General features: G+C 62.0%; 16 protein-coding genes. 12 read left to right on the top strand and 4 right to left on the bottom strand.

All coding sequences use genetic code 11. The features are described from left to right. Positions 1-84 precede the first annotated feature (84 nt). The 4 genes from OP495_RS09810 to OP495_RS09795 are packed head-to-tail and all read left to right on the top strand — an operon-like array spanning position 85 to position 2,412. A complete protein-coding gene (locus OP495_RS09810) occupies positions 85-621 on the top strand; it encodes an XRE family transcriptional regulator (protein ID WP_280563748.1) in 537 nt (178 codons plus the stop codon). Further along, positions 618-1,346, top strand: coding sequence for an AzlC family ABC transporter permease (locus OP495_RS09805; protein WP_280563749.1), 729 nt, complete (start codon positions 618-620; stop codon positions 1,344-1,346). The genes OP495_RS09810 and OP495_RS09805 overlap by 4 nt, the downstream gene beginning before the upstream one ends. Beyond that, complete coding sequence (locus OP495_RS09800; protein WP_280568826.1) at positions 1,343-1,669, top strand: AzlD domain-containing protein; 327 nt, start codon at positions 1,343-1,345, stop codon at positions 1,667-1,669. Before OP495_RS09805 ends, OP495_RS09800 begins: the two co-directional genes overlap by 4 nt. Positions 1,670-1,683: 14 nt before the next feature. Then, positions 1,684-2,412 carry an AraC family transcriptional regulator gene (locus OP495_RS09795; RefSeq protein WP_280568824.1) on the top strand — a complete coding sequence of 243 codons (729 nt, stop codon included), beginning with the start codon at positions 1,684-1,686 and terminating at the stop codon, positions 2,410-2,412. Between the two features lie 8 nt (positions 2,413-2,420). On the opposite strand, the gene OP495_RS09790 is transcribed toward OP495_RS09795, so the two are convergent. Further along, the gene (locus tag OP495_RS09790) at positions 2,421-3,350 is read right to left on the bottom strand and encodes an AEC family transporter (protein ID WP_280568822.1); all 930 of its coding nucleotides are present in this window, start codon (positions 3,348-3,350) and stop codon (positions 2,421-2,423) included. 304 nt (positions 3,351-3,654) lie between these two features. Between OP495_RS09790 and OP495_RS09785 the strand changes: the two genes are divergently transcribed. The 4 genes from OP495_RS09785 to sodC all read left to right on the top strand — a co-directional run bounded on the left by OP495_RS09785 (position 3,655) and on the right by sodC (position 7,189). Further along, on the top strand, positions 3,655-4,551 hold the full coding sequence (locus OP495_RS09785) for an EamA family transporter (protein ID WP_280563753.1): 897 nt from the start codon (positions 3,655-3,657) through the stop codon (positions 4,549-4,551). A 57-nt stretch (positions 4,552-4,608) separates the two neighbouring features. After that, positions 4,609-5,580, top strand: coding sequence for a cation diffusion facilitator family transporter (locus OP495_RS09780; RefSeq protein WP_280568820.1), 972 nt, complete (start codon positions 4,609-4,611; stop codon positions 5,578-5,580). A gap of 157 nt (positions 5,581-5,737) precedes the next feature. Beyond that, the gene (gene metF, locus OP495_RS09775; RefSeq protein ID WP_280563755.1) at positions 5,738-6,586 is read left to right on the top strand and encodes a methylenetetrahydrofolate reductase [NAD(P)H]; all 849 of its coding nucleotides are present in this window, start codon (positions 5,738-5,740) and stop codon (positions 6,584-6,586) included. 72 nt (positions 6,587-6,658) lie between these two features. Further along, the gene (gene sodC, locus OP495_RS09770; RefSeq protein WP_280563756.1) at positions 6,659-7,189 is read left to right on the top strand and encodes a superoxide dismutase [Cu-Zn] SodC; all 531 of its coding nucleotides are present in this window, start codon (positions 6,659-6,661) and stop codon (positions 7,187-7,189) included. A gap of 84 nt (positions 7,190-7,273) precedes the next feature. Here the strand turns inward: sodC and OP495_RS09765 are convergent, their stop codons facing one another. Together OP495_RS09765 and prlC are read right to left on the bottom strand one after the other, a co-directional pair. Then, entirely contained in the window at positions 7,274-7,534 is a 261-nt protein-coding gene (locus OP495_RS09765; protein ID WP_280563757.1) for a YheV family putative zinc ribbon protein, read from the bottom strand. A gap of 81 nt (positions 7,535-7,615) precedes the next feature. Beyond that, positions 7,616-9,667 carry an oligopeptidase A gene (gene prlC / locus OP495_RS09760; RefSeq protein WP_280568818.1) on the bottom strand — a complete coding sequence of 684 codons (2,052 nt, stop codon included), beginning with the start codon at positions 9,665-9,667 and terminating at the stop codon, positions 7,616-7,618. A gap of 154 nt (positions 9,668-9,821) precedes the next feature. Between prlC and OP495_RS09755 the strand changes: the two genes are divergently transcribed. The 3 genes from OP495_RS09755 to OP495_RS09745 all read left to right on the top strand — a co-directional run bounded on the left by OP495_RS09755 (position 9,822) and on the right by OP495_RS09745 (position 12,557). Further along, positions 9,822-11,162, top strand: coding sequence for a sodium-dependent transporter (locus tag OP495_RS09755; protein ID WP_280568816.1), 1,341 nt, complete (start codon positions 9,822-9,824; stop codon positions 11,160-11,162). Positions 11,163-11,217: 55 nt separating this feature from the next. Next, positions 11,218-11,757, top strand: coding sequence for a gamma carbonic anhydrase family protein (locus OP495_RS09750; RefSeq protein WP_280563760.1), 540 nt, complete (start codon positions 11,218-11,220; stop codon positions 11,755-11,757). Positions 11,758-11,885: 128 nt separating this feature from the next. Further along, complete coding sequence (locus OP495_RS09745; protein ID WP_280568814.1) at positions 11,886-12,557, top strand: metal-dependent hydrolase; 672 nt, start codon at positions 11,886-11,888, stop codon at positions 12,555-12,557. A 20-nt stretch (positions 12,558-12,577) separates the two neighbouring features. On the opposite strand, the gene OP495_RS09740 is transcribed toward OP495_RS09745, so the two are convergent. Continuing rightward, positions 12,578-13,363, bottom strand: a complete 786-nt coding sequence (locus tag OP495_RS09740) for a GntR family transcriptional regulator (RefSeq protein ID WP_280563762.1) — start codon at positions 13,361-13,363, stop codon at positions 12,578-12,580. A 373-nt stretch (positions 13,364-13,736) separates the two neighbouring features. On the opposite strand from OP495_RS09740, the gene OP495_RS09735 reads away from it, so the two are divergent. Then, positions 13,737-14,458 (top strand): L-lactate dehydrogenase (locus OP495_RS09735; protein ID WP_280568811.1); only part of this gene is annotated, 722 nt, incomplete at its 3' end.

The raw sequence follows: 14,458 nt of genomic DNA, 5'->3' as shown, positions 1-14,458 counted from the left end.
ATCAGGGGCGCCTGACTGGCGCCCTTGTTTTTTAGCCTGTTGTTCGTTAAAAAGAACAGAATCGTTCTTTTTGGTAAACACTGCATGTCATCACCGAATCCCGTCATCGTCGTCAACGTGCGCCGCCTCCGCGAGATGCGGGGTTATTCATTGAGCGCGCTGGCTGAACGGGCTGCGATCAGCAAATCGACGCTCTCGCAGCTCGAAGCCGGCAAGGGCAATCCGACTATCGAAACGCTCTGGACACTCGCCAATACGCTGGGTGTGGCTTTCAGCGAGCTGCTCGCCGAGGGCGAAGATGGCATGACCGTCAGCGAACCCGGTGGTGGCGATGTGCAGCTGATGGTGCGCGGGCAGCAGTCGCCTCGGGTGGAGGTCTATCTCATGCACCTGGCACCGGGGGAGACGAAAACCTCGCGGGCGCATCCGCGAGGCGTGCGGGAGCATGTCATGGTGGTCGAAGGCACGTTGCGTGTGGGGGCTGGTCATGCGCTGGCCGTTTGTCGGCCGGGCGAAGGGCACGAGTTCGCGGCGGATGTAGAGCATCGCTATGAAGCCCTGCTGGACACCACGCGGATTGTGGTCAGCATCGTGTATCCACATGACGAGGTGGCTCAATGAATCTCGAACGGGCCATCTCGTCGCCCTGGCGCGCTGCCGGTCAAGGTCTGCGCGAGAGTCTGTCGTTGGTCGTCGGCTATGCGCCGATTGCGTTCTCGTTTGGTGTTATCACCGTGCAGTCCGGGCTGACGCCCTGGCAGGCCGTAGGTATTTCGTTGCTGGTCTTCGCTGGCGCCAGCCAGTTCGTGATGGTGGCGATGATGGCCGCGGGCAGTGGCGGTCTTACGGTATTGTCGGCGGTGTTGATGATGAACCTGCGCCATTTGTTCTATGGACCGGCCCTGGCGACACGCCTCGTGGTACTACCGCGTCGCTTGGCGCCTTGGCTTGCATTCGGGCTGACCGATGAGGTCTTCGCCACGGCGATGGCCAAGGGCGCGTCGCGGCCTCTCGAGCCAGCCTGGTGCCTGGGCCTGGCGTCAGGCGCTTATCTGGCCTGGGTCGGCGGTACGGCCTTGGGTGCCAGCATGGGGGCGGGATGGGCAAACGATGGTGGCTACGTGGCACAGGCACTCGACTTCGTGCTCCCTGCGCTGTTCCTGGCCTTGCTTGCGCAGGCGTGGCGTCGTGCTCGATGGCCGGTGGTGGCGGTCGCGGCCGGCGTCACGCTATTGGGGATGGTGTGGTGGCCGGGGCATGTGGCCATGCTTATCGGCATGCTGGCGGGTGCCTTGGTGGGTAGCCGTCGATCTCGTACCCGATGCTCTCGGGAGGCAATGACATGACATGGTGGAGCATCGTGATCGCGGCGGGGGCGGGCACGTTTCTGATACGTTATCTGCCGCTGCTTTCCGGGACGCGCCTGGCGCGAAGTGAAGGCTGGCTGAGCCGCTTCCTCGGGGCGTTGGGGCTTGCCGCCATCGCGGCGTTGATCGTCCTCTCGATGAGCGATCTATGGTGGCAGGCGCCGCATTGGCGCGGCGGGTTACGCTTGGCGCTGGGCGCGACGGCGGTATTGCTGGTGCAGCGTTTGACGCCTAACGTGGGGCTGGCCACGTTGGTTGGCGCCAGCATCTATGGTGCGGCCGGCTGGGCGCTGGCCGAGTGAGATGAGTCGTTGCCATGTCGAATGAATGCTTGCTGCCCACCGCCGAGACACGCCGCTACCCGGATCGGGTGCTGACCGATCGCCATGGCTTTCACCAGTGGTTGATCGGGCTCGAGGGCGTTGTCGAACTGGAAGCTGACGGACGTGGCGCGCACGTGGAGGCGGGGCGGCTTGTCACTATCGCCAGTGGCAACGAGCACCACTATCTGGCGCCGGGCCACAACCGCACGCTGGTGCTCGATCTGCCCGTCGCCTGGTGCGAGGCGGCTGGGCTTGGTGATGTCACGTCGCGCCGTTTGCCGTCGACCGTGCGTGCGGATATCTCTGCGCTCGTCGACGCGCGTCCCGATGTACTGGCGAGACGACTGCATGCACTGCTCGACGTGGGGCGCACGACGCATGCCGAGCCGCGCTTGCGCTTGTTGCATTTGCTGCCGGAGGTCGAGGCGGATCTGGCGGCACCCTGGCGTGTGCGTGACTGGGCGGTGCGCTGCCACATGGCGGAGGCGGCGTTCGCGCGGCGTTTTCGCACCCTCACCGGTGCCTCGCCGCACGCCTGGCTGATCGAGCGCCGCCTGCAACGCGCCTGCACGCTGATGCAGGATACCCGCCGCCCCCTTACCGAGATCGCCCAGACATGCGGATTTCACGACAGTGCGCATTTTTCGCATGCCTTTCGCGCCCACTATGCGTTGTCACCACGCGAGTGGCGGCAACGTCGCCAGTCGGCAGATTCACGATAGTCGGTACGCTAACCGAGTCCTGCGATTCGCCAGAGAATGTCTAGATAGGGTGGAATGATCAGTGGTGCTGCCACGGTCGTCAGCAGCACGGCGATGGCACCTTTGGCGGGGCGGATGTTCAGTTCCATGGCGATGACCACGACATTGGCCGCCATGGGCACCACACCGAGCAACAGCAGCGCGCCGGCCAGCGTCGCCGAAATGCCCATTGCCGCTTGCAGGGCGAGCACCAGGCCCAGCATCACCAAGGGCCACATCACATAGCGTGCGGCGATGCAGACACCCAGAAAGCGCGCGTCGAACGCGCGCATCGAAACGCCGCCCAGGGTCATGCCGATGATCATCATGCCGAGCACCGTATAGCTGGCGCGGAAGTAGTCGAGTCCATCGATCACCGCGCCGGGGACTCTCCATGGCAAATGATAGGCGAGCAGGGCGGCGATGAAGGCATAGAGCAACGGCAGGCGGACTATCTTGCCGAGACTCTCGCGGACCGAGAAGTGCCCCCGGGCGCTGATGTAAAAGCCCACGCTGAATTCGAAGAGCGTGACGCCCAGCAAACAGAATAGGTAAGCGGTAACGCCCTCCGGCGGGAGCAACGCCATGGCCAAGGGCAGCCCGAAGTAGCCGGTGTTGCCGGTGCCGGCGGAAAACGCCAGTAGCGCGGCTTCCTGAGGGACGAAATAACGCCGCACGACGGCGTGGGTTACCAGGCACAGGAGGCTTGCCAGCGTGAACATACCCGCCGTCAGGCCTAGCAAGGCAGGCGAGGGCTCGCCCAGGTAGAGTCCACGAAAGAACGTCAGCGGTGCGATGAGATAGATCAATAGCGTGGCGATGGGGCGCGGGTCGACGGCGAGGCGCCGCGCGCAGAGCCAGCCCAGGGCCACGAAGATCAGCAGCATCCATAGCGGTTGAGAAAGGTCGACTTGAGACATGCGCACTTCCTGATGATGAGTGCGTCATGATGCCCGTTATGCGGCTTTTTGGGCAGTCCTGGAAGAAGGATTAGGCCGCTTACTTATCGGTGCTTTTCCAGCGACAGGTCTTCGCGAGGGCGCTGTAAATCCCATCCTTGGGTACTACTTTTGCCATCCATGGCAAAAAACCCTCGCTTTGACCTGTCTCTGATGCGCTTGTAATGCACCTAATGTGGTAGTCCTCGGGTCAGGATTCGACAAGTTTGTGGCGTATCGGCGTGACAGTCTAAGCGCTCGCGTTCATGTCACATGGGAGTTCATCATGTCGCTAGAGTCGTCCACGTCTCACCGAGCCACGCTGATCGGCGCTACTACCGTGCTCAACTGGGCCTTGTTGGCCGCGTTGACGCAATTGGCAGGGCCTGTGCCGCCGTTTTTGCTCACTGCGCTGGCGTTCGGCCTGGCGTTCTTATGTTTCATGGTCTGGCTGCGCGTGCGTGGCGAGTCGCTGCGGGCGCCGTTGCGTCAGCCGCCGCGGGTCTGGGGGTTGGGTGTCGGTGGGCTATTCGGCTATCACGCCCTGTACTTCGTCGCCCAGCAGAATGCACCGCCGGCCAATGCCGGGTTGATCAGCTATCTGTGGCCGCTTTTGATCGTATTGTTCGTGGCGCTGCTGCCTGGTGAGCGACTGCGTGCGCAACACGTCGTGGGAGCGCTGTTGGGCTTCGTAGGAGCTGCCTTGCTGGTGGGCGGCGATGTCAGTGCCTCGGGCAGTGCGACAGGTTATATCGCGGCGTTCGCTTGCGCCTTCCTGTGGAGCGGTTACTCGGTGCTCTCACGCGCCAACCGCGCAGTGCCCACGGCTGCCGTGGGGGGCTTTTGCCTGGCGACGGCGGTGCTGGCGGCGTTGTGCCACTGGCTTTTCGAGCCCTCGCGCTGGCCCCAGGGTATCGGCTGGCTGGGCGTGATCGGCCTGGGGCTCGGTCCGGTGGGTAGCGCCTTCTTTACCTGGGACGTGGGCGTGAAGCATGGCGATCTGCGCTTGCTGGGGCTGCTGGCCTATTTCACCCCGCTGCTTTCCACGTTGGTGTTGATCGCCACCGGCTATGCCTCGGCGACGGCCTGGCTGGTGTTGGCGGCGGCCCTGATCACGCTGGGCATGCTCATCGGCAGTGGCTGGTTACGCATGCCGCGACGTGGTCAAGGATCGACGGATTGACCCTGAAGTCCACTCCAGACATTACACTGGAGAAAAGCCATCGAGAGGCACGACGGTATGGGACATTCGTCTTCCGGCCATGATCATGCGGCGCATGATCATCACCACGACCACGACCACGACCACGATCACGCGCCCACGGTCACCGCCGATAGCGCCAAGCGCGTCAAGCTCGCCATGTACCTGACCGCCGGTTTCATGCTGGCGGAGGCGGTAGGCGGCTGGGTATCGGGGTCGCTGGCGCTGTTGGCCGATGCCGGGCACATGTTCAGCGATAGCTTTGCGCTGGGGCTGGCATTGTTCGCCTTCTACATGGGTGACAAAGCGCCGGATAAGCGGCGTACCTTCGGTTACCAGCGCTTCCAAGTGTTGGCGGCCTTCATCAACGGGCTGATGCTCCTGGGCATCGCGATATGGATCTTCATCGCTGCCCTCGAGCGTTTCACGCAGCCGGTGGACGTGCTGGCGGGGCCGATGATGGTCATCGCGATTCTCGGCTTGTTGGTGAACCTCGTGGTGTTCAAGATCCTCCACGGTGGCGATCAGGAGAACCTCAATCTGCGTGGGGCGCTGTTGCACGTGATGGGCGACCTGCTGGGATCGGTGGCGGCGATTGCGGCTTCGCTGGTGATCATGCTGACCGGATGGACGCCCATCGATCCGTTGCTATCCGTGCTGGCGGCGGCCTTGATCCTGCGCGCGGCCTGGAAAATTCTGCGTCGTTCGGCCCATACCCTGCTCGAAGGCACGCCGGAAGGCGTCGATGTCGACAAGATTCGCACGGCGCTGGAAGACATCGAGGGTGTGGTGAGTGTGCATGATCTGCATGTGTGGGGACTCACGCCGCAGGATCCGTTGCTGAGTCTGCATCTGGTGGTACGCGATGACATGTCGCACCAGGCGATGCTCCAGGCTGCCTATGCGCGCTTGCAGGAACGCTTCGGGATCAGCCATGCCACGATGCAAGTCGAGGGTGAAGCGTGTCTGACGGGCGGCGATTGCCAGGTGACATCCGCCACGCATCCCTGAGGCGTTCGCGGCGTGGCGTCGCGCGCCATGACCCGGATTAATGCCAAGCCGCGAAACTTTCATTAGTCAGCGCGGGCGGGGATCGGCAGAATGCGCGGCATCGAATACGAACGTGACCCTATGTCGGTCACGCCATGACATGAAGAGGGTTGCATCGATGAGTATGCGTGAACATCCGCTGGGCATCAGCTTCGAATTCTTTCCGCCCAACACCGAGGCGGGGCGGGAAAAGCTGAAAGGCGTGCGCGACACGCTTGCCGAGCGGCGTCCGCGTTTCTTCTCGGTCACCTACGGCGCCGGGGGGTCGACTCAGGCACGGACCTTCGAGACCGTTAAGTCGGTGCGCCAGTGTGGCATCGACACTGCCCCGCACCTGTCTTGCATCGGCAGCGACAAGGGCGAATTGCGCGAGCGTCTCGAAAGTTTCCGTGAGGCGGGCATCACCAATCTGGTCGCGCTGCGCGGTGATCTGCCTTCGGGAATGGGCGGCATGGGCGAGCTGCGTTACGCCAACGAGCTGGTCGAGTTCATCCGCGAGGAAACTGGCGACCATTTTCAGATCGCGGTGGCGGCGTATCCCGAGGTGCATCCTCAGGCGCCCAGTTACGAGCATGATCTGCAGAATTTCGTGCGCAAGATGCAGGCTGGTGCCGATATCGCCATCACGCAGTACTTCTTCAGCGCCGACGCCTACTTCCATTTCCTCGAGCGGGCCCGCGCGTTGGGGGTCGAGGCGCCGATCGTGCCGGGTATCATGCCGATCAGCAATTACACCAAGCTGGCACGGTTCTCGGACGCCTGCGGGGCGGACATTCCGCGCTGGATTCGCAAGCAGCTCGAAGCCTACGGCGACGATAGCGAAAGCATCCAGGCCTTCGGCGAGGAGGTGGTCTCGAACCTTTGCCAGCGTCTGCTCGACGGTGGGGCGCCGGGGCTGCATTTCTATACGCTCAACCAGTCAACGCCGGCGTTGCGAGTGCTCGACAATCTACGCTGCGATAGCTGATGCATGGCGTCTGGCGTGCTCTTCATCTAGCCTGGGGGAGGTAGACGTCTCACCCATGGATAGGAGAAAGGCATGCTACGTACTCCCCGAATCGCGCTCGGTATCGGCAGTGCCCTGTTGATGCTGGGAAGTGCCCAGGCAGCGCAACATGACATCGAGATGCACCAGGTCGATGCCCAGGGAACCGGTGAAAGCGTAGGCACCGTGACGCTTGAGGACACCGATCACGGTCTGCTGCTGACACCAGAACTTTCGGGTCTAGGGCCAGGCATGCACGGCTTTCACGTGCATATGAACCCGAGTTGCCAGCCGTCGGAGAAAGACGGTGAAACGGTGCCGGGCGGTGCCGCCGGCGGTCATTACGACCCCGAAGACACGGGCACCCACCAGGGCCCCTATGCGGAAGGTCACCTCGGCGACCTGCCGGTCTTGATGGTCGATCAGGATGGCAATGCCACGACGCCGGTGTTGGCGCCGCGTCTCGAAGCCTCCGACCTGGACGGTCGCGCCCTGATGATTCATGCCGGTGGCGACAATTATTCTGATGAGCCCAAGCTGGGCGGCGGTGGCAAGCGTGTCGCTTGCGGAACCTTGTCAGATTGATCGCTCTATATCGGCCACGCTAGGCAACGAAAAGGCTCCCCAGCGGGAGCCTTTTTCATGCGTCTTGCTTTATGCAGTGTTTCCTTAGTGCGTCTTGCCGTCACTCGGATCGATCAAGCGCACGGTCTGGATATCATCGGATGTGTCGTCCTCGCGTGGTTGGTTGACGCGCGTGGCGAGGTCTTCGGCGAAGCCATTCTCATCGATGGCCAACTGCTCGAGGTAATCGCAGGACACGCATTCCCGATAGCGGATGCCGTTCTGCTCCCAGGCACGGATGCGATCCATGGCCGCGCAGCGCGGGCAGATGGCGCCGGCGATGAAACGCTTGGGATTGGCCGTCATCTTGGCGTCCTCTTACGATGGCAACCGGGCGCGTTGCCCGGTTGGAATAGGATTGCAAAAGCGGAATTGAAAAAAACGGTATCAGGCCGCGTCGGCATTCTCGATGCCCGAGTGGCGAAGCAGCGGTTCGATACTGGGCGCGCGGCCGCGAAAGGCGCTGAATAGCGCGGCGGCGTCACGTGAACCACCACGCTCGAGGATTTCCTGACGGAAGCGCTTGCCCGTTGCGGTATCGAAGATGCCGGCGTCTTCGAAGGCACTGTAGGCATCCGCCGAAAGCACCTCCGCCCACTTGTAGCTGTAGTAGCCCGCCGCGTAGCCACCGGCGAAGATATGTCCGAAACCGTGCTGGAAGCGATTGAAGTCGACACGCGGCGTGACGGTGGTCTTGTCGCGTACGTCGTCGAGCAGGGCTTGGACTTCGCCAGCATCGGGTGCTGTGAGTTCATGGTGCAGGCGGAAGTCGAACAGTGACAACTCCAGTTGGCGCGTCATGCCCATGGCCGACTGGAAGTTACGTGCGGCTTGCAGCTTGTCGAGCAGGGCGTCGGGCAGCTTCTCGCCGGTGTCGACATGCGCGGCGATCATATCCAGCCCTTCGCGCTCCCAGCAGAAGTTCTCCATGAACTGGCTGGGCAGCTCGACCGCATCCCAGGCGACGCCATTGATGCCTGAGACATCGGCGACGGTTTGACGCGTCAGCATGTGATGCAGGCCATGGCCGAACTCGTGGAACAGCGTCAGTACCTCGTCATGGGTGAGCAGCGCCGGCTTGCTGCCCACGGGACGCGTGAAATTGCAGGTCAGGTAAGCGACCGGCAATTGCAGGCTGCCGTCCTCGTGGGTGCGGCGCACACGGCATTCGTCCATCCAGGCACCACCACGTTTGCCCTCGCGGGCATAAAGATCGAGATAGAAGCCGGCGATCGGCGTGTCGCCGTCGAGGATCTCGAAATAGCGTACGTCTGAATGATAACGCGGCACGTCGTCGTGCTCGGCGAAGCGGATGCCGTAAAGCGTGCCGGTCACCTTGAATAGGCCCTCGATCACCTTGGGAGCCGGGAAATAGGGGCGTAGCTGCTCTTCCGAGATGGCATAGCGTGCCTCGCGAAGCTTCTCGCTGGCGTAGCCGATGTCCCACGGCTTCAGCGTCTCGAGTCCCAGCGATTCGCGGGCGAAGGCCTCCAGTTCATTGAACTCGCGCTGGGCCTGGGGATGCGCACGGTCGGCCAGGTCGCCGAGGAAGCCCAGAACCTGTTCGGGTGAGTCGGCCATCTTGGTGGCCAGCGAATACTCGGCATAGGTGCTGAAGCCGAGCAGCTCGGCCAGTTCGCGACGCAGACGCAGCGTTTCCTCGATGATCGGTGCGTTATCGAAGCGTCCGGCCTGTGGGCCCTTGTCCGAGGCGCGGGTCACGAAGGCGGTATAGACTTCTTCGCGTAGCGCGCGGTCGTCGGCGAAGGAAAGCACCGGGTAAAAGCTCGGGAAGTCGAGCGTGATGCGGTACCCCTCGACGTCTTTGGCTTCAGCGTTGGCCTTGAGCGTGGCCAGTGCGCTTTCCGGAAGGCCGGTCAGGCGCGAGTCGTCGGGCAAGTCCTTGTGCCATGCCTGAGTGGCGTCCAGCACATGGTTGGAGAAAGTGTTGGCCAGTTCCGACAAGCGTGCCTGAATCTCGCCGTAGCGGTGTTTCTTGTCCTCGGCCAGATCGACCCCGGCGAGGCGGAAATCGCGCAGGGTATTATCGATGGAACGCTGCTGACCTTCCTCGAGGTGGGCGTATTCGTCGCTTTCCTTCAGGCGCGTGAAGGCGTCGAAGAGGCCCTGATGCTGGCCCAGCCAGGTGCTGTAGTCGGACAGCATGGCGAGACACGCTTGATAGGCTTCGCGTAGCGCGTCGTTGTTCATGGTGGAATTGAGGTGTGACACCGGCGACCAGGCCTGCGAGAGGCGGTCGTTGAGAGCCTCGAGCGGCGCGGCGAGGTTCTCCCAGCTGACCTGCGACTGATTGGCGAGGACCTCGATGTCACGGCGATTCTCCGTCAGAAGCTGCTCGATGGCCGGCACCACATGCTCGGGCTGGATGTCATCGAACGGCGGCAGGACATGCGATTCGAGCAAAGGATTGCGTGACATGGGCACCTCGATATGAACGTGTTAATGCAGCATAAGTGGGGGTGGGCCCGGCGGCTTTCAATGTCGGCGTGATTGGCCGCCAACCGCGCGCCTGCTAGGCTTGGCGCTTTCGGCGCCGTGTCGGGCGCCAGGTCGTAACGAAGGATGCAGCACCATGAGTGAAACGCTGGAACGCTGGGGGTCGCGACGTGCCTTCATTCTTGCGGTGACCGGGGCGGCCGTGGGCCTGGGCAATATCTGGCGCTTTCCCTACATGACAGGCGAAAACGGCGGGGCGATATTCCTGTTGCTGTATGTGGTGTTCGTGCTGATCCTGGGATTGCCGATAATGATGGCCGAGATCCTCGTGGGGCGTGCCGGACGACGTGGGCCGATGCATGCCTTGACGCATCTGGCGCGACAGGCAGGGGTATCGCCGCATTGGCGCTGGCTGGGGCTATTCGGGGCGTTGACGGTGTTCTTCATCCTGTCGTTCTATTCGGTGGTCTCGGGATGGTCGATCGAATATCTGATCGAGTCGGTCAACGGTAATTTCAGCGGCCGCACGCCGGATGAGATCGGCGCCAGTTTCGATGCCTTCCTCGCCGATCCGCTACGCATGACGTTCAACCATACGCTATTCATATTGCTGACCATGTCGGTGGTCGCGGCTGGTATTTCCGGAGGTCTGGAACGGCTCAACAACCTGCTGATGCCGTTACTCTACATCCTGCTGGTGGTGCTGGTCGGTTACGCCGTAACCACCGATGGCTTCGACACCGCGATGGCGTGGCTATTCACCCCTGATTTCGAGGCAATCACCTTGAGTGTGGTGCTCAATGCCATGGGTCACGCCTTCTTTACCCTGGCGGTAGGCGCCTGCGCGCTGATGGCCTATGGTGCCTATATGCCCGATCACCAGAGTCTGCCGCGTGCAGTGGCGGCGGTGGCGGTACTGGATGTTGCCGTGGCGCTGCTTGCGGGCATCGCGATTTTCTCGGTGGTGTTCTCGCAGGGTATGGATCCCGCCGAGGGGCCGGGGCTGATGTTCGTGACCTTGCCCATTGCTTTTTCGGATCTACCGGGCGGGCCGTTGTGGCTGGGCGTTTTCTTCCTGTTGCTGCTGCTGGCGACATGGACCTCGTCGATCAACCTGGCCGAGCCGTTGGTGGCGATCTTCACCGATGCCGGTCTCAAGCGAGGCAAGGCGGCAGCGTTGATCGGCTCCTTGGTATGGTTGGTCGGCTTGCTATCGGTGTTCTCGTTCTCGAGCCTGTCGGAGGTGAAGTGGCTGGCGGGCATGAATTTCTTCGAGCTGGTGACCACCGTGCCACTGGAGTTCTTTCTGCCCATCGGCGGGTTGTTGATCGCCATCTTCGCTGCCTGGATCATGCCGGCGAGTACGGCCATGCGCTCGCTGGACGCAGGCCCTGGTGGGTACCGGCTATGGCGTGGGTTGGTACGCTATGTGTCGATTCCGCTGGTCGTTATCGTACTGTTGTCGGCGCTATGGTGACGCCCGTGCATCATGAGCTGCCCGGCCATCATGAATGGAATAAAGGAGAGAGCGGATGACATTGCGGACGTTCAAAGGGACGACGCCACGCCTGGGGGCGCGGGTCTATATCGACCCGGCATGTGTCGTGCTGGGCGATGTCACCTTGGGTGACGATTGCTCGGTATGGCCGATGACCGTGATTCGTGGCGATATGCATCGTATCCGTATCGGCGCGCGTTGCAGCATCCAGGATGGCAGCGTGCTGCACATTACCCATGCCAGCGATTACAACCCCGAGGGCTATCCGCTGACGCTCGGCGATGACGTGACGGTAGGCCACAAGGCGCTATTGCACGGTTGCACCATCGGCAGCCGGGTGCTGGTGGGCATGGGCGCCACGGTCATGGATGGCGTGATCGTCGAGGACGAGGTGATCATCGCCGCTGGCGCATTGGTAACGCCGGGCAAGCACCTGGAAAGTGGATACGTCTACGCGGGCAATCCCGCGAAGCCGCTCAGGGCGCTCAAGGAAGCCGAGCGAGCATTCTTCACCTATACGGCGGGGAATTACGTGAAACTCAAGGACGAGTACCTGGCCCAGCCCCCCGTATAACGACACGCCCGTGAGTGTCAGGCCTGCTCGAGGCGGTATTTTCTCGCTTAACGCATTGTTTTGTCTCGTCGTGAAGCCCCATAATCTGGTTTTTCATCCAGTGTTGTCGAGGGCGTCTCGGGCGGGCCATGGCCAACTTTCGCACACATTTCGGCGTTGCCCTGGGCGGTGGCGCGTTGGCGGCCTATGCCGGCTGGCAGGCAAGCCTCTGGAGCTTCAACGAGGGCTGGCCCCTGGCGGTATTGATGGCGTTTGGCGGCATCCTGCCCGACATCGACTCCGATCATTCGCACGCCATTCGTCTGATTTTCACCCTGTTGGCCGTCCTGGCAGTGATCGCCGGCGCGCTATGGCTGCAATCGCGTCTGGCGCCGGGCCCACTGGTGCTGGCATGTGGCGGTGTGTATCTCGGCGTACGCTACCTGGCTGGCGCGATCTTCAAGCGTTTCACCGTGCATCGCGGCATCTGGCATTCGTTGCTCGCGAGCATGCTGTGCGGCATGGGCACGGCGGCGATGAGCTTCCACTTGCTGGCCCAGCCGGCACCGATGGCATGGGCCCAGGGGCTGGCGCTAAGCGGGGGCGCGTTGGTCCATCTGTTGCTTGACGAGCTGTACAGCGTTGACCTGGTTGGCTCGCGGCTCAAGCGTTCCTTCGGTACCGCCTTCAAGCTCTTCGATTATCGCGAGCCTGGCAATGCTGTCCTGTGGTTGCTGTTGGGCGTTGCCCTGGCGCCGTGGCTGCCGCCCTGGGCCATGCTGCTGGAGTTGGTGAATCGCGGCGTAACATTCTGGCTGTGATGTGGCCTGACGAGGCGGCCTCAGGTAGGCGGTTCGGGTAATCCTTGGGAACGGCGTTGCGCGCGCTGGGCGCGTGTCTCGGCGCGTTCGAGCTCAAGCAGTCCATTCTCGACGAAGGCCAGGTGTTCGTGGGCACGTGTCCTTGCTTCGTCGGCGTCGCCGGCGACGATGCTCTCGAATAGGGCGCGATGCTGTTCCATGAGGCGGTCGCGGGAGTCCGGCTTCTCGAACAGATGAGCCAGATTGGCGACGATGCTTTTCTCCAGCAGGTGAAACAGGCCGCGCATAGTGTGCAGCAGCAGGACGTTGTGGCCCGCCTCGGCGATAGCCAGATGAAAAGCGGCGTCGGCACGGGCCTCGCGCATGGGGTCGCTGCTGCGGTCGGGGTGCCGATAACTGGCCTCGAGTGCCTCGAAACGCGTTTGCAGCATGGCCTTGTCGTCGGGTGTGGCACGCAAGGCGGCGTAATAGGCTGATATACCTTCCAGTGCATCGCGGAATTCGAGCAGATCGAGATTGAACTCACCGTGCCGCGCGAGCATTTCCAGGAGCGGATCGCTATAGCTATTGTTGAGCTGTTCAGAGACGAAGGTGCCGCCGCCCTGGCGGCTGGTGAGCAGGCCGCGCGCGGCTAGCTTCTGGATGGCCTCGCGCAGGGAAGGGCGCGAAACGCCGAAATGCTCCGCCAATTCGCGCTCGGGAGGCAGCTTCTCTCCCGGTTTGAGACTGCCTTCGAGCAGCATGGCCTCGAGTCGCTCGGTGATGACGTCGGCGAGACGCGGTTGTCTCAGGTGTTGTGGGGCCATGGGTGTCGCTCGTTACTCGGTGATTGATGACGGGCGTAAAACAAGTCAATAAATGGTATGACCAATTTTACGCAATCTTTTCGCGTCACTCCAGCCTTCGTTTGTATGTCTGCTACTATGATTTTGACTAAAGTTCAAGGCCATTGCTGTGCAATAGATGGGTTCTGTGTTGACACTCTTCAGTTCACGCTCATAGAGTTGATTCATCCATTTTTGTAAATTGGTAAAACCAATAAAGGAAAGTGACGAGGTGCCGTTTCCATATCCTCGTCCGCCTATGTCTTGACCACTCTATTGTCACCACTCTCCGGACGTTCGGCACGACTCTTCGATGACCATTCAACGATAGCGCATCATTTGCACAGGGCTTGTCATGATCATTTCAGCTTCCACGGACTACCGCCAAGCCGCCAAGCGACGTATCCCACCCTTTCTATTTCACTACGCCGACGGGGGTGCTTACGCCGAGCATACGCTGCGACGCAATGTCGAAGATCTTGCCGATATCGCGTTGCGTCAGCGCGTGCTGAAGGACATGTCCCATTTGTCTCTGGAAACCGAACTATTCGGCGAATCCATGGCCATGCCAGTTGCGCTGGCGCCCGTGGGATTGGCGGGGATGTATGCCAGGCGCGGCGAGGTACAGGCGGCGCGCGCAGCGGCCGGGAAAGGCATACCCTTCACGCTGTCGACGGTATCGGTGTGCCCTATCAATGAGGTGGCCTCGGCCATCGATCGCCCTCTCTGGTTTCAGCTCTATGTGCTGAAGGACAGGGGCTTCATGAAGCATGTGCTGGAGCGTGCCAAGGCCGCCGGCGTCAAGACCCTGATCTTCACGGTCGACATGCCCGTGCCGGGGGCGCGTTACCGCGATGCCCATGCCGGCATGAGCGGCAAGCATGCGGCGACGCGGCGAATGCTCCAGGCTATGACGCATCCTTTCTGGGCCTGGGACGTGGGCCTCCATGGACGCCCTCACGACCTGGGCAACGTCTCGGACTATCGCGGCCAACCGACGGGGCTCGAGGATTATATCGCCTGGCTCGGCAACAACTTCGATCCCGCCATTTCCTGGAAGGACCTGGAATGGATTCG

Origin of the sequence: Chromohalobacter sp. 296-RDG (genome assembly GCF_029889885.1) — a bacterium.
Taxonomy (GTDB): Bacteria; Pseudomonadota; Gammaproteobacteria; order Pseudomonadales; family Halomonadaceae; genus Chromohalobacter.
The sequence above is the reverse complement of the archived record's forward strand: the minus strand, read 5'-3'. Positions and strand labels throughout refer to the sequence as shown.

Bases quoted from the DNA above. Each gene is read 5' to 3' on its own strand.
- OP495_RS09795 (WP_280568824.1), top strand. From the start codon at position 1,684: ATGTCGAATGAATGCTTGCTGCCCACCGCCGAGACACGCCGCTACCCG.
- prlC (WP_280568818.1), bottom strand. From the start codon at position 9,667: ATGTCACGCAATCCTTTGCTCGAATCGCATGTCCTGCCGCCGTTCGAT.
- OP495_RS09800 (WP_280568826.1), top strand. From the start codon at position 1,343: ATGACATGGTGGAGCATCGTGATCGCGGCGGGGGCGGGCACGTTTCTG.
- sodC (WP_280563756.1), top strand. From the start codon at position 6,659: ATGCTACGTACTCCCCGAATCGCGCTCGGTATCGGCAGTGCCCTGTTG.
- OP495_RS09740 (WP_280563762.1), bottom strand. From the start codon at position 13,363: ATGGCCCCACAACACCTGAGACAACCGCGTCTCGCCGACGTCATCACC.
- OP495_RS09745 (WP_280568814.1), top strand. From the start codon at position 11,886: ATGGCCAACTTTCGCACACATTTCGGCGTTGCCCTGGGCGGTGGCGCG.
- OP495_RS09750 (WP_280563760.1), top strand. From the start codon at position 11,218: ATGACATTGCGGACGTTCAAAGGGACGACGCCACGCCTGGGGGCGCGG.
- metF (WP_280563755.1), top strand. From the start codon at position 5,738: ATGAGTATGCGTGAACATCCGCTGGGCATCAGCTTCGAATTCTTTCCG.
- OP495_RS09785 (WP_280563753.1), top strand. From the start codon at position 3,655: ATGTCGCTAGAGTCGTCCACGTCTCACCGAGCCACGCTGATCGGCGCT.
- OP495_RS09805 (WP_280563749.1), top strand. From the start codon at position 618: ATGAATCTCGAACGGGCCATCTCGTCGCCCTGGCGCGCTGCCGGTCAA.
- OP495_RS09780 (WP_280568820.1), top strand. From the start codon at position 4,609: ATGGGACATTCGTCTTCCGGCCATGATCATGCGGCGCATGATCATCAC.
- OP495_RS09810 (WP_280563748.1), top strand. From the start codon at position 85: ATGTCATCACCGAATCCCGTCATCGTCGTCAACGTGCGCCGCCTCCGC.
- OP495_RS09790 (WP_280568822.1), bottom strand. From the start codon at position 3,350: ATGTCTCAAGTCGACCTTTCTCAACCGCTATGGATGCTGCTGATCTTC.
- OP495_RS09755 (WP_280568816.1), top strand. From the start codon at position 9,822: ATGAGTGAAACGCTGGAACGCTGGGGGTCGCGACGTGCCTTCATTCTT.
- OP495_RS09765 (WP_280563757.1), bottom strand. From the start codon at position 7,534: ATGACGGCCAATCCCAAGCGTTTCATCGCCGGCGCCATCTGCCCGCGC.